Source organism: Aurantiacibacter gilvus, from assembly GCF_038289935.1.
In the GTDB taxonomy this organism is placed as follows: Bacteria; Pseudomonadota; Alphaproteobacteria; order Sphingomonadales; family Sphingomonadaceae; genus Alteraurantiacibacter; species Alteraurantiacibacter gilvus.
In genome coordinates, this window is the sequence record NZ_JBBYHV010000001.1 from 1,660,474 (window position 1) to 1,672,954 (window position 12,481).

Genomic DNA, 12,481 nt, shown 5'->3' on the forward strand with positions numbered 1-12,481 from the left:
GCTATTCGCCCGCCGTCAGCCGCAGTACTGCACCTTCCACCTGGTCAGTCAGCAGGTAGACCGATCCGTCGGGTGCCACCTGCACATCGCGCCAACGCTGGCCGAGATCGCGCAACAGCCGCTCGGGCTCGCCAATGGGCACCCCGGTATTGTCGGTATCGTAGCGCAGCAAGCCCTGGGTGAAGCTGCCCAGCAACATGTCACGTTCCCAACCAGGCAGTCGGTCGCCGGTGTAGAAGGTCAGGTTGCCCGGATTGAAGCTGGGTGGGCCGAAGACGAGCACCGGGTCGATCATGCCCGGGACATTCCGGACATGCTCCATCTGCGTACCGTCGTAATGCAGACCCTGTGTCACCTCGATCCAGCCGTAGTTGCCGCCGCGCAGGATGCGGTTGACTTCGTCCCCGCCGCGCGGGCCGAATTCGCTCTCCCACAGCTCGCCGGTGTAGGGATTGTAGGCGAGGCCCAGCGGGTTGCGGTGTCCTGTCGACCAGACCAGCGGCTCGTGCCCTTCCCAGCCGATCCACGGGTTGCCTGGCACCGGTTCGCCCTCGTCGGTCATTCGGAAGATCTTGCCGTAATGGCTGGCCGGGTCCTGCACGTTCTCGCCGTAGTTGCGGTCCCCGCTGGTGACGAACAGGTTGCCGTCCGGATCGAACAGCAAGCGCCCGCCGTAGGAGCCGAAAGCCGGGCCCTGGCCGCAGCACCGTTCGGGCAACGGCATGGCACCGTACCAGGCGTCCGCCACGAAGATGTCCTCGACATCGGTCAACTCGTGCGATCCTGCCTCCCAGCGCCCGCGCATTACCGCGAGGGTGGAAACGTTCTCGTCGGACGGACTGACCTTGGAATAGGCCATGTAGACCAGCCGGTTATCGGCAAAATCCGGATGCAGCGCGATGCCTTTCAGTCCGGCAATACCGAATGTGTACATGGCCGGCAGGCCGCCAATCGGTGTCGGATCGAGATTGCCTGCTGCGTCGATATGGCGCAGCCTCCCGACGCGCTCGGTCACCAGCATGCCGCCCTCCGGCAGGAAGACGATACCCCACGGCCGCTCGGCACGGGCGACAACCTCGACGTGGATCGGGCCGTGCTCGGTGTGGAAGTCCCACGGGCCTTCGCCGAGTGCCGTTCCGCCGAATGGTGGCGGGGCTGGAGGATCGTCCTGCGCCTGTGCGGGGATGTTGGTCAAAGCCAGCGCTGCCGTGCAGGCAGCCAGTGCCAGGCGAAACTTCATTCGTTACTCTCCTCCCAAAAGCCAGGTTGTGTCCCCGGCCCACGTCTCTATCGTGATTACATGAGACGTCCTGCACAATTGACTTTGTCCATTTTTACGTGAGGCGCAAGGCTGTCCTTGTCACCGGCGGTGCGAAACGTCTGGGTGCGGCCATCTGCCGGCGCTTTGCCGAAGCGGGCTGGCACGTGGTGATCCACTGCCACAACTCGGTCGATGCGGCGCAAGACCTGGCCGGAGAATTGCCAAGTGCTCAGATAGTTCGCTGCGATCTTGCGGACAGCGAAGCGGCTGCCGGCATGGTGCGCGCGCTGGCAGTGGAGCTGGAAGACTGGCGTTGCCTGGTAAATTCCGCCTCGGTTTTTTCCCCAGACAATGTAACCGCGCTCGATCCGGAAACGAACCGAACGGCAATGCGAGTCAATGCCGCTACCCCTGCCCTGATGGCCCAGATCTTCCTTGCCAAATCCCGCAGCAAGGCTGGTCGCCGCGTAGTGCAGGTGACCGACCAGAAGCTCGCCAACCTCAATCCCGACTTCTTCAGCTATTCGATGAGCAAGGCCGCTGCTGACTGCGCCGCGCGCATGCTCGCCATGGCTACCGAGGGGCTGGACCGGGTTTACACCCTCGCTCCCGGCGCGATCCTGGCCAGCCACGACCAGAGCGCCGAGGAAGCCGAACGCTCGCACAAGCTCAACCTGCTGCGCCGCCGCACTGCGGCAAGCGAGGTGGCCGAGGCCGCACTGTTCCTGGCCGAAGGCCCCTTGGCGAGCGGCGAAACGCTTTACGTCGATTCCGGCCAGCACCTCTTGTCGCAGCCGCGCGACGTCATCTATCTGGAACGCGAAGGAGAGGATTGATGGCCCGAACCGCCAAGCGCCCGGCCAAGCGCCACGCTTTGTCCACGCGCCTGTGGCACTGGATCAATGCCCTCAGCCTGATCATCCTGTTCATGAGCGGGCTGAACATCTCCAACGGCCATCGCCGCCTTTACTGGGGCGAATGGGGCTTCGCGCCGGAGCAAGCCTGGCTGGAAGTGCCGCGCTTCCCCGGCTGGGCAACCATCCCCGACTACTACAGCCTCTCCGCCGCGCGCGACTGGCACGTGCTGTTCGCGCTGGTCTTCGGCTTCTCGCTGCTGGCCTTCATGATTGCGGCGCTCATCAACCGTCACATGCAGCGCGACATCTTCGCCTCCGCACGGGAATGGAAGCCGTCGAACGTGTGGCGCGATATCCGTGAGCACCTGAAATTCAACTTCCATCACGGCGAAGGCAAGTACAACATCCTGCAGAAGATCGCCTATTCCGCAGTCATCCTGATCCTGCTGCCGCTGATGATCTTCACCGGCATCGTGATGAGCCCCGGCGGTGAGGCCGCCCTGCCCTTCCTGACCGACGTGTTCGGCGGTCGGCAGAGCGCGCGCTCGCTGCATTTCATTGCCGCATGGGGCCTGTTCGCCTTCTTCGTGCTGCACATCGCGCTGGTACTGGTGTCCGGGCCGATGCGGCAGCTGCGCGACATGATAACCGGCGGCAAGCTTGACGGAGATGACCATGCAGCGTCGTAACTTCATCGTTGCCGCAGGCGCGGCCTTCCTCGCTGGCTGCAACAAGATCAGCGACAGCAAGTGGTTCGAGAAACTGGTCGACGGTGCCGAGAGCTGGCACCGGGGCCTGCACCGCGGTCTGGGCATGGGACGCATCACCATGGCGCCCGAATTCGAGCGTGCGGACATCTCGCCCTTCTTCCGCGGCAACGGCAACCAGGACATCGAGACCGATGAATACCGGGCCGCGCAGGCAGATGGCTTTGCCAACTGGCGGCTGGAGGTCACCGGGCTGGTCGACAACCCGCTGTCGCTGTCGATAGACGACATCCGCGCCCTTCCCCAGCGCACGCAGATCACCCGCCACGACTGCGTCGAGGGCTGGAGTGCGATCGGCGAATGGACCGGTCCGCAGCTCTCGCACCTGCTCGAGGCCGCCGGCGTGCAGGCCGAGGCGAACTTCGTCGTGTTCCACTGCGCCGACTTCTTCACGCGCGGCAGCGGCGACAACCGCCGCCGGGTCGACTATTACGAAAGCTGCGATCTCGACGACGCCATGCATCCGCAGACCATCGTCGCACACCTGCTCAACGGCGAACCGCTGCCCGTGCGTAACGGTGCGCCCCTGCGCATGCGGCTGGAACGGCAGCTGGGCTACAAGCACGCCAAGTACCTGACCGGCATCGAGCTGGTCGCCAGCCTCGACGATATCGAAGGTGGCAAGGGCGGCTACTGGGAGGACGTTGCCGGCTACCAGTGGTACGCCGGGATCTGATCGACCGGAACTGACGCCGCATCAGGCGGGCGGATAGATTCGGTTCTTGGCGTCCCGGTCCACCCGCAGCAGTTCCTCAAGCACGCTGGCATCCTTGCGTTTGTCCGCGTTGTCGACGCGGTCGATGAAGCCTTCGACACTCGCCGGTGTCGGCCCCGTCCTGTCGTCGCCCATGGAAAGCAGCCTACCCGACAATTGACAGTCGGCCAAACCCCCCGCAAACCCCCCGGCAAGCCAAATCATAACGAGGGGACGCGCCGCATATGTGGTTGCTCGACAAGATGCTGAATAAACTGATCCGGGCAGGCAAGCTCGTGATCACCGATTACGATGGCAAGGTTTACGAATACGGCCCCGGCGGCGCGGTGCCCGATGGCACCGGCGGCGAATATGTCGAACCCATGCATGTGCGCCTCACCAACAAGAAGGCCAGCAGCCATATCGCGCGCTACCCACAGGTCGGCGCTGGCGAGGCTTACATGTGGGGCTGGCTGGAAGTGCTGCCGCCTTACGACATCCGCGACATGGTGCTCTATGTCACCGGGCAGGCCAAGGTTCACGGCGACCGCGCGCTGCAGCCGCAAGGCCCGCTCAAGCGTTTCGCCCAGAAGACCGCGGCGAAGATCGACTCCATCAACCTGCGCTCCAAGGCGCGCAAGAATGCCGAGCACACCTACAACCTGACGCGCCGCCTCTACGAGCTGTTCCTCGACGAGGACCGGCAGTACACCATGGGCTATCACCGCACGCCCGATGTCAGCCTGGAGAAGGCCCAGCTCGACAAGAAGGCGCACATCGCTGCCAAGATGTACATGCAGGAAGCGCGCGAGATGGATCGCCCGCTGCGCGTGCTCGACATCGGCTGCGGCTGGGGTGGCCTGGCGCTCTATCTCAACAAGCATTACGGCGCGGAAGTGCTGGGCGTGGCGCTGGCGCCGGACCAGATCGCCTTCTGCAAGGAACGCGCCGAGGCGGCGGGCGTGGCCGACAAGGTCAAGTTCAAGCTGATGGACTACCGCGATGTCGAAGGCGAGTTCGACCGCATCAGTTCGGTCGGCCTGCTGGAGCACGTCGGCACCCCGCACTACCCGCAGTTCATGAAGAAGACGCACGAGCTGCTGGCGCCCAAGGGCGTCATGTTCAGCCACTGCTGCGGCCGCGCGGGCCCTCCCGGTTTCACCGATGCCTGGACCCGCAAGTACATCTTCCCCGGCGGCTATATCCCCGCGCTGAGCGAGCTCGTCACCCAGAGCGAGCGCGCCGGCTGGCAGGTGATGGACGTGGAAGCCATGCGCTTCCACTACAGCCACACGCTGGAGGAATGGTACAACCGCACCACCATGCACAAGGAAGAGCTGGAGGAACTCTACGATCCCGAATTCTTCCGCATGTGGCAGTTCTATCTCGCCGGTGCAGAGCAGAGTTTCCGCCACGGATCGCTGGTCAACTGGCAGCTGATCTACGTGAAGGAACGCGACGCGATCCCGATGACGGGCGACTTCGTCTACGAGGAAAGCGCCCGCCTGCGCGCACTGGAAGAGCCGCCAAAGTGGCACCTCGACCCGGCGCTGAAGGAGGCGGCGGAGTAACGTGAGGTGAGCAAGGGACTGGTCGACCGCCTGATTGGCAAGGCAATCAAGCACGGCACGTTGCAGCTCACCTACCATGACGGGCGAACGGAGACTTTCGGCGCGCCGCACCCCGATTATCCCGATGTCGCCATTCGACTGGCAGACAGCAAGGTTGTGCGCGATATCGCGCTCGACACGAAGCTGGGTGTGGCCGAGGCCTATATGGACGGCCGCATAATCCTTGAGCGCGGCGGCATCCTCGAGCTTATCGAGCTCGTGCGCCGCAACTCGCCGTGGGAAAGCAAGGGCAGTTTCGGGCAGCAATCGCTCCCGAAGCGGCTGTTCAAGAGGCTCTCCTACTTGAAGGACCGGGTCAACAATCCCTTCAGCGCGAAAGACAATGTCGCGCACCACTACGACATCGGCAACGAGCTGTACCGGCTGATGCTCGATGCCGAGCACATGCAGTATTCCTGCGCCTACTGGTCGCGCGACGACATGACCCTGGGCGAGGCGCAGGAGGCGAAGCTGGCGCATATCGCAGCCAAGCTGCGGCTCGAACCGGGCATGCATGTACTCGATATCGGCTGCGGCTGGGGCGGCATGGCGATTTTTCTCGCCGAGCGCGCCGGTGTGCGGGTTACCGGCATCACGTTGAGCAAAGAACAGCTGGCTTTGGCACGGGAACGTGCAGAAGCTGCGGGGGTCGCAGACAAGATAGCCTTCGAGCTGGTCGATTACCGCGATCTTGCCTCGCGAGGGGAGACTTTCGACCGCATCGTCTCGGTCGGCATGTTCGAGCATGTGGGCGTGCCGCAGTACGAGACCTTCTTCAACAATTGCGCCCGTATGCTGACGCCCGAAGGGGTTATGCTGTTGCATACCATCGGGCGTTTCGGGTCTCCGGCGAGCGCCGATGCCTTCACGGCCAAGTACATCTTCCCCGGCGGCTATGTGCCGGCACTCAGCGAGATGATGGAGCCGAGCCAGAAAGTGCGCCTGCTCGCCACCGATGTTGAAATACTGCGCGTGCATTACGGCAAGACTTTGCGCGCCTGGTATCATCGCTGCATGGAGCATCGCGAGGCCATCGTCGGCATGTTTGACGAGCGCTTTTTCCGCATGTGGACCTTCTATCTCGCGGGGGCGGCATCGACTTTCGAGTGGGGCGGCCTGTGCAACTTCCAGGTACAATACAGCCGCAACCGATATAACCTCCCGCTGACGCGGGGATACATCGAGGAAGCCGAGTCAACGCTTCTGTCAGGCTAGGCAGCGGGGAGAGGGGAACAATGAAGAAGGCGATCATGCTGGCAGCAGCCGCGTTGCTCGGAAGCCCTGCGGCGGCCCAGCAAGCCCCGCCTCCCGGCATTGCCACACCCGTCCTGCCGGATACGCCGCAGGTCTATGACACGGCAGAGCAGCACGGGATCGAAGTGACCGTGCTGGCGCAGGGCTTTGCCCGGCCTTTTGCCATGGAGTTCCTGCCGAACGGCGACATGCTGATAACCGAACGCGGCGTCGGACTACGCATGCTGCGCGGGGCGACGGGCGACAATCCGGTGCTAGAACCCGTCGCGATTGCCGGGGTGCCGGAGGCCAGTCCCGACGTCGCGCAGTTCGGCGTGCAGGACATTGCCCTGCATCCTGACTTTGCCGAGAACGGGTGGATCTATTTCACCTTCAACGCCCCCGCCGCGGCAACGGGCGAGGAGCAGCCACAGCGCCCGCAGGGCATGTTCCGGCTTCTGCGCGGGCGCTGGGACGGCGGGCAGGTCACGGACGTGGAGACGCTGCTCGAAGCCGACAGTGCTTCTTACGCGGGCGGCAGCCGGGTGCACGTGGACGCGACCGGAATGGTCTGGGTCTCGACCGGTGCGCCCTTCGGCCCGGAGGCACAGGACTTGTCGAACGTCTACGGCAAGGTGCTGCGGCTCAATGCCGATGGTTCGATACCTGCAGATAATCCCTTCGTCGGGCAGGTTGGAGCAAACCCGGCGATCTACACTTATGGCCACCGCGACCAGCACGGGCTGACCGTGCACCCGGAAACGGGGCAGGCATGGAGCGTCGAACACGGTCCCAACGGCGGCGACGAGGCCAACCTGATCGAGCCGGGCGGCAACTATGGCTGGCCAGTCTACTCCTTCGGCCGCGAATACGACGGCAGCGATGCGGCCGCCCTGCCTTTCGGTCCGGATACGGTGGAGCCGCGCGTGGTCTGGCTTCCCTCGATCGCGCCATCGGGCCTGCTGTTCTACACCGGCGACCAGTTCCCCGCATGGCAGGGCAACCTGTTCATCGGCTCCGCGCGCTGGGGCGAGATCAACCACACCGGCAGCCTGCAACGCGTGGTCTTTAACGAAGACTTCGGCGAATTGCGCCGCGAGGCCCTGCTCCAACCGCTTCACCACCGCGTGCGCGACGTCGTACAAGGACCGGACGGCAACATCTACGTGCTCAGCGACGGACCGACCCACGCGGTGCTGCGGATTTCGCCCGCGGAACTGGACTAGCGCCCGGACCACCGATCAGCCGGGGGCGGGATAGTTTTCCTCCTCGCCCAGGTATCGTTCGATCACCATCGGATCGTGCAGCATGGCGCGCGGCGAGCCTTCGAACACCTTCACGCCCTGGTCGATGACATAGGTCCGGTCGACCACGCTGATGGCCTCGGGCACGTTCTGGTCGGTGAGCAGGATGCCGATCCCGCGTCGCCGCATCTCGCCGATCATCTCCTTGATGCTGGCAATGGTGAGCGGATCGATGCCCGCAAAGGGCTCGTCCAGCACCATGATCTGCGGTTCGAGCGCCAGTGCCCGCGCCACTTCGCAGCGCCGCCGTTCACCTCCCGAAAGCGACATGGCCGAAGCAGAGCGCAGGTGCCGGAGGTCGAGCGCTTCGAGCAATTCCTCCATCCGCGCCCGGCGGATCTCGGCATCGGGCTCGCCCAGTTCCAGCATGGCGGAAATGTTCTGTTCCACCGTCAGCCCGCGAAAGATCGACGTCTGTTCGGGCAAGTAACCAAGGCCAAGGATGGCGCGCCGGTAGAAGGGCAAGCGGGTAATGTCCGTTCCACCCAGCTCGATCCGGCCGCTGTCGGGCTTCAACAAGCCGAGGATGCAGTAGAAGCAGGTCGACTTGCCGGCCCCGTCACTCCCGAACAGGCCGACAACCTCGCCCTTGCCGACGGTCAGCGACAGGCAATCGAGCACGGGTCGGTGGCCGAACGACTTGGAAATCTCGACCACTTCCAGGAACGGCGGCGGGGCGCTGGAGCCTGGCAGGGGATTCGCGCGTTCGGACATCTGCTTGCATTCTAAGGCCTTGGTAAGCGCAACTCTAGGCAAGAACTTGCTTTTGCCGCCTTTCCGCATCACAGCGCGGCGTGACCAAGGCTCCCCCGACCGCCCTTCCCCTCACCCGCCGCTCGATCTTCGCGCAGGCGTGGCCGATCATGCTTGGGCAGGCCTCGATCCCGCTTGTCGGCATTGTCGATACCGCCGTGATCGGGCGGACGGGCGACGCCGTGGCGCTGGCGGGCGTTGCGCTCGGGGCGACGATCATCTCCCTCGTGTTCTGGACCTTCGGCTTCCTGCGCATGGGGATGACCGGGCTGACCGCACAGGCGCACGGGTCTGGCCAGCGCTCCGAGGTCGAGGCGCTGCTGCTGCGCGCGCTGGCGCTGGGGTTCGCCCTCGGCCTCGTCCTGCTGGCGATCAGCTGGCCGATCCGGGAAGCAGCCTTGGCGGTCCTGTCCGGCACGCCCGCCGTCGACGCGGAGGCGAGCGGCTACATGCAAGGCCGCTTCATCGGCGCGCCTGCCGCACTGGCAGTCTATGCTGTCAACGGCTGGCTGCTTGGCCTTGGCCGCACACGCGAGGCGCTGGCGCTGCAGATCGTGATGAATGTGGCGAACATCGCGCTCGACGTGTGGTTCGTCTGGGGCCTCGGCTTCGGCGCCTTCGGTGTCGGCCTGGGCACGGCCTGCGCGGAGATCACCGCGCTGGTGCTGGGCCTGCTGCTGGTCGGCCGCGTCGCCGGAGCCAGTGTCCTCGCCATGTTTGCCCGCACCCCGCGCGACCTGCTGGCCAACCGCGCCCGCCTCGCCAAGCTGTTCGCGGTCAACCGCGACATCATGATCCGCACCATTGCCCTGCTGATCCTGTTCACCTGGTTTGCCAATGCCGGCGCGCGGCAAGGGGCAACGGCGCTCGCCGCCAACCACGTACTGCTGCAATTCGTCAGTTTTGCCGCCTTCATCCTCGATGCCTTCGCCTTCACCGCGGAGGAGCGCGTGGGCAGCGCCGTGGGCCAGCGCGACCGCGCCCGCTTCCTGCGCGCGATCCGGATGACCGGCGAGTTCTCTCTCGCCAGCGGCGCGCTGCTGGCGCTCGCCTTCCTGCTGGCAGGCGGCCCGCTGATCGACCTGCTCACCACCGATGCGGAGGTGCGCGGGATTGCCCGCACATTCCTGCCCTTCGCCGCGCTGATCCCGCTGCTGGGCATGCCCAGCTGGATGCTCGACGGCGTCTTCATCGGGGCAACGCGCGGCAAGGCACTGCGCAATGCGGGCGTCATGGCCACCGTGCTCTACATCCTGCTCGATCTCGCCCTGCGGCCCTACGACAATTGGGGCGTCTGGATCGCCATGAGCGCCAGCTACCTGTTGCGCGCAGGCGGCCTTGCAGTTTATTTTCCGGGCTTGCTCAAAGAGCTGGAACTACATGCGAACCAAGACGAGAGCTGACCGTACATGATTGCCTCCCGCCTGCTGACCCGCCTTGTCACCGCCCTCCTGCTCGCCCTCGCCAGCCTTGGCGTGGCGACCTCGGCACAGGCCGCCGTGCAGGTACACTTCCATTCATTCAACGGATCGGTGCTCTGGGGGCGCTATCCGCACACCTTCGTGGTGTTCGACGGCACGCTGGCGGACGGCACCCGCGTAAACCAGAACTACGGCTTCTCGGCCCGCAATTCCGCCGAAGCGATCACTTCCGGCGATGCCGCGCACATGATCCTGACAGAGACCCAGCGCACCATTGGCGAGTCCAACCGGCACTTCTCTGTCACGGTCAGCGACAGGCAGTACCGCCGCCTGCTCGCCGAGGTGATCGCCTGGCGTGACTATCCGGGGCCCTACTACAATCTCGACAGCAACAACTGCATCCACTTCGTCGCGCGCATCGCCGAACTGGTGGGGCTGCAGGCCGAAGTGCCGGAAGACTTCATCCGCCGCCCCAAGGCCTGGCTCAACTATGTCACGCGCAACAATCCGCGCCTTGGTGCCAGCGAAATCCCCTGAACCAATATTCCCAGGGCGATTGCGGTAAGGCCGCCGCGCTGCTAACCGCCGCGCCGCAACTGCCAACGGGAACATTCGATGTCGGAAATGAAGCGTGTCGTCCTCGCCTATTCGGGCGGCCTCGATACCAGCGTGATCGCCAAGTGGCTGATGAAGGAACGCGGCCTTGAAGTCGTGACCTTCACTGCCGACCTCGGCCAGGGCGAGGAAATCGAACCCGCCCGCGCCAAGGCGCAGGCCATGGGCATTCCCGACAAGCACATCTTCATCGAAGACCTGCGCGAGGAATTCGTGCGCGATTTCGTCTTCCCGATGATGCGCGCCAACGCCCGTTACGAAGGCGACTACCTGCTCGGCACCTCCATCGCCCGCCCGCTGATCTCCAAGCGCCTTGTCGAGATCGCCCGCGAGACCGGCGCCGATGCCATTGCCCATGGCGCCACCGGCAAGGGCAACGACCAGGTGCGTTTCGAACTGTCGGCCTATGCCCTCGCGCCGGACATCAAGGTAATCGCTCCGTGGCGTGAGTGGGACCTCACCAGCCGCACCGCGCTGATCGACTGGGCCGAGAAGCACCAGATCCAGGTCCCCAAGGACAAGCGCGGGGAGAGCCCCTTTTCCACCGACGCCAACCTCCTGCACACCTCGTCCGAGGGCAAGGTGCTGGAAGACCCGTGGGAAGAGACCCCTGACTACGTCTATTCGCGCACCGACCATCCGGAAGACGCGCCCGACACGCCCGAATACATCACCGTCGACTTCGACAAGGGCGACGGCGTTGCCCTGAACGGCGAGGCGATGAGCCCGGCCACCTTGCTGACCGCGCTCAATGACCTGGGCCGCAAGCACGGCATCGGCCGTCTCGACCTGGTCGAGAACCGCTTTGTCGGCATGAAGAGCCGCGGCATGTACGAGACGCCCGGCGGCGAGATCTACGCCCGCGCGCACCGCGGCATCGAACAGATCACGCTCGATCGCGGCGCGGCCCACCTCAAGGACGAGCTGATGCCGAAGTATGCGGAACTCATCTACAACGGCTTCTGGTTCGCGCCCGAGCGCGAGATGCTGCAGGCGGCGATCGACCACAGCCAGGAGAAGGTCAGCGGCACCGTGCGGCTGAAGCTGTACAAGGGTCAGGCAAGCGTGGTCGGCCGCAAGTCGCCCAACTCGCTCTATTCGGAAGCCCACGTTACCTTCGAGGACGACGCCGGCGCCTACGACCAGGCCGATGCGGCAGGCTTCATCAAGCTCAACGCCCTGCGCCTTCGCCTGCTGGCCCAACGCGACAAGTAGCAAGAACACCCGAAAATATGTGATTTTCGTGCTGCACCTGCGAGGAATCGCGGGATAATTTCGCACGTTACGACGAGACGTTGACTTATCCACCCTTGTCCACTGGCAATTGCGCCAAAAGTGGATAAGTGCACGCTTGCGCCCTTGCCCGACTCGGTCGTTCCGCGCATTCTCTAGACATCGAGAGCGAAGACGGATCGCAACGCTGGATCGCCTGCCGAGACAGCGAAACGGAAACCGAAGCGAGCTCGACGCGGTGACAGGACGTCACGGTGGAGGAAAGCGAAGTCGGAACCTTCGGGGAAAGACGGAACGGACCGATGAAACCGGGAAAGAATGTGATCGGTGGCCGGAGTGTTGCAGCCCGGTGTCGATGGTAAAGCGTGCAGCTTGCTGCAGGTGGAGCCGCTTGAGACGCCAGGAAGACAGCTTCGACCAGCGGACAGGCCGCCAGGTCCAGCAGGACTGGTCTTCGGACCCCCCTGATGACCAAGGCACCAGTCCGGCACCGGCGCGAGCGCCGGGCGACATATCCGGATGAAACCGGGCCTTCGGGCAACGGACAACCGGAGACACGCCAGGCGATAAGCGTTCTTTCGAGAGCCCACCGCCGGTGAGAGTGGGGTCGGCAGCAATGCCGGCCCCATTTCTCTTTGGGACGCGCCAAGGTTCCCCAATCCGCCTTCCTGCCGTAGCATTTCGTCGCGGATTCCGCCCGTTTCGCGCCAATTAGCCCTGCGCCTGCGCCCGT

The 12,481-nt window shown here is 64.5% G+C and carries 12 protein-coding genes; 9 read left to right on the forward strand and 3 right to left on the reverse strand.

Features of this window, described 5'->3' with window-relative positions; genetic code table 11:
* Position 1 precedes the first annotated feature (1 nt).
* The gene (locus AAEO60_RS08195; RefSeq protein ID WP_341673161.1) at positions 2-1,240 is read right to left on the reverse strand and encodes a PQQ-dependent sugar dehydrogenase; all 1,239 of its coding nucleotides are present in this window, start codon (positions 1,238-1,240) and stop codon (positions 2-4) included.
* 98 nt (positions 1,241-1,338) lie between these two features.
* Between AAEO60_RS08195 and AAEO60_RS08200 the strand changes: the two genes are divergently transcribed.
* The 3 genes from AAEO60_RS08200 to AAEO60_RS08210 are packed head-to-tail and all read left to right on the forward strand — an operon-like array spanning position 1,339 to position 3,561.
* Positions 1,339-2,097 (forward strand): SDR family oxidoreductase, encoded by a 759-nt coding sequence (locus tag AAEO60_RS08200; protein ID WP_341673162.1) that lies wholly within the window; start codon positions 1,339-1,341, stop codon positions 2,095-2,097.
* Entirely contained in the window at positions 2,097-2,807 is a 711-nt protein-coding gene (locus tag AAEO60_RS08205; protein WP_341673163.1) for a cytochrome b/b6 domain-containing protein, read from the forward strand. The genes AAEO60_RS08200 and AAEO60_RS08205 overlap by 1 nt, the downstream gene beginning before the upstream one ends.
* Positions 2,794-3,561: a molybdopterin-dependent oxidoreductase gene (locus AAEO60_RS08210; protein WP_341673164.1), complete on the forward strand. Its 768-nt coding sequence runs from the start codon at positions 2,794-2,796 to the stop codon at positions 3,559-3,561. Before AAEO60_RS08205 ends, AAEO60_RS08210 begins: the two co-directional genes overlap by 14 nt.
* Positions 3,562-3,582: 21 nt before the next feature.
* Here the strand turns inward: AAEO60_RS08210 and AAEO60_RS08215 are convergent, their stop codons facing one another.
* Entirely contained in the window at positions 3,583-3,735 is a 153-nt protein-coding gene (locus AAEO60_RS08215; RefSeq protein WP_341673165.1) for a hypothetical protein, read from the reverse strand.
* Positions 3,736-3,842: 107 nt separating this feature from the next.
* Between AAEO60_RS08215 and AAEO60_RS08220 the strand changes: the two genes are divergently transcribed.
* Genes AAEO60_RS08220 through AAEO60_RS08230 form a run of 3 tightly spaced genes read left to right on the forward strand, consistent with a single transcriptional unit; the run spans position 3,843 to position 7,648 of the window.
* Positions 3,843-5,150: a class I SAM-dependent methyltransferase gene (locus tag AAEO60_RS08220; RefSeq protein WP_341673166.1), complete on the forward strand. Its 1,308-nt coding sequence runs from the start codon at positions 3,843-3,845 to the stop codon at positions 5,148-5,150.
* 6 nt (positions 5,151-5,156) lie between these two features.
* On the forward strand, positions 5,157-6,404 hold the full coding sequence (locus AAEO60_RS08225) for a class I SAM-dependent methyltransferase (protein ID WP_341673167.1): 1,248 nt from the start codon (positions 5,157-5,159) through the stop codon (positions 6,402-6,404).
* Positions 6,405-6,424: 20 nt separating this feature from the next.
* A complete protein-coding gene (locus AAEO60_RS08230) occupies positions 6,425-7,648 on the forward strand; it encodes a PQQ-dependent sugar dehydrogenase (RefSeq protein ID WP_341673168.1) in 1,224 nt (407 codons plus the stop codon).
* Positions 7,649-7,663: 15 nt separating this feature from the next.
* Here the strand turns inward: AAEO60_RS08230 and lptB are convergent, their stop codons facing one another.
* On the reverse strand, positions 7,664-8,440 hold the full coding sequence (gene lptB / locus AAEO60_RS08235) for an LPS export ABC transporter ATP-binding protein (RefSeq protein WP_341673169.1): 777 nt from the start codon (positions 8,438-8,440) through the stop codon (positions 7,664-7,666).
* A gap of 80 nt (positions 8,441-8,520) precedes the next feature.
* On the opposite strand from lptB, the gene AAEO60_RS08240 reads away from it, so the two are divergent.
* From AAEO60_RS08240 to AAEO60_RS08250, 3 genes are all read left to right on the forward strand, one after another.
* Complete coding sequence (locus tag AAEO60_RS08240; protein WP_341673170.1) at positions 8,521-9,882, forward strand: MATE family efflux transporter; 1,362 nt, start codon at positions 8,521-8,523, stop codon at positions 9,880-9,882.
* 6 nt (positions 9,883-9,888) lie between these two features.
* A complete protein-coding gene (locus tag AAEO60_RS08245) occupies positions 9,889-10,437 on the forward strand; it encodes a hypothetical protein (RefSeq protein WP_341673171.1) in 549 nt (182 codons plus the stop codon).
* A gap of 78 nt (positions 10,438-10,515) precedes the next feature.
* On the forward strand, positions 10,516-11,730 hold the full coding sequence (locus tag AAEO60_RS08250; RefSeq protein WP_341673172.1) for an argininosuccinate synthase: 1,215 nt from the start codon (positions 10,516-10,518) through the stop codon (positions 11,728-11,730).
* Positions 11,731-12,481 lie beyond the last annotated feature (751 nt).

Excerpts from the sequence above, each read along its gene's own strand:
- AAEO60_RS08205 (WP_341673163.1), top strand. The coding sequence starts at position 2,097 with ATGGCCCGAACCGCCAAGCGCCCGGCCAAGCGCCACGCTTTGTCCACG.
- AAEO60_RS08245 (WP_341673171.1), top strand. The coding sequence starts at position 9,889 with ATGATTGCCTCCCGCCTGCTGACCCGCCTTGTCACCGCCCTCCTGCTC.
- AAEO60_RS08230 (WP_341673168.1), top strand. The coding sequence starts at position 6,425 with ATGAAGAAGGCGATCATGCTGGCAGCAGCCGCGTTGCTCGGAAGCCCT.
- AAEO60_RS08195 (WP_341673161.1), bottom strand. The coding sequence starts at position 1,240 with ATGAAGTTTCGCCTGGCACTGGCTGCCTGCACGGCAGCGCTGGCTTTG.
- AAEO60_RS08215 (WP_341673165.1), bottom strand. The coding sequence starts at position 3,735 with ATGGGCGACGACAGGACGGGGCCGACACCGGCGAGTGTCGAAGGCTTC.
- AAEO60_RS08210 (WP_341673164.1), top strand. The coding sequence starts at position 2,794 with ATGCAGCGTCGTAACTTCATCGTTGCCGCAGGCGCGGCCTTCCTCGCT.
- lptB (WP_341673169.1), bottom strand. The coding sequence starts at position 8,440 with ATGTCCGAACGCGCGAATCCCCTGCCAGGCTCCAGCGCCCCGCCGCCG.
- AAEO60_RS08220 (WP_341673166.1), top strand. The coding sequence starts at position 3,843 with ATGCTGAATAAACTGATCCGGGCAGGCAAGCTCGTGATCACCGATTAC.
- AAEO60_RS08250 (WP_341673172.1), top strand. The coding sequence starts at position 10,516 with ATGTCGGAAATGAAGCGTGTCGTCCTCGCCTATTCGGGCGGCCTCGAT.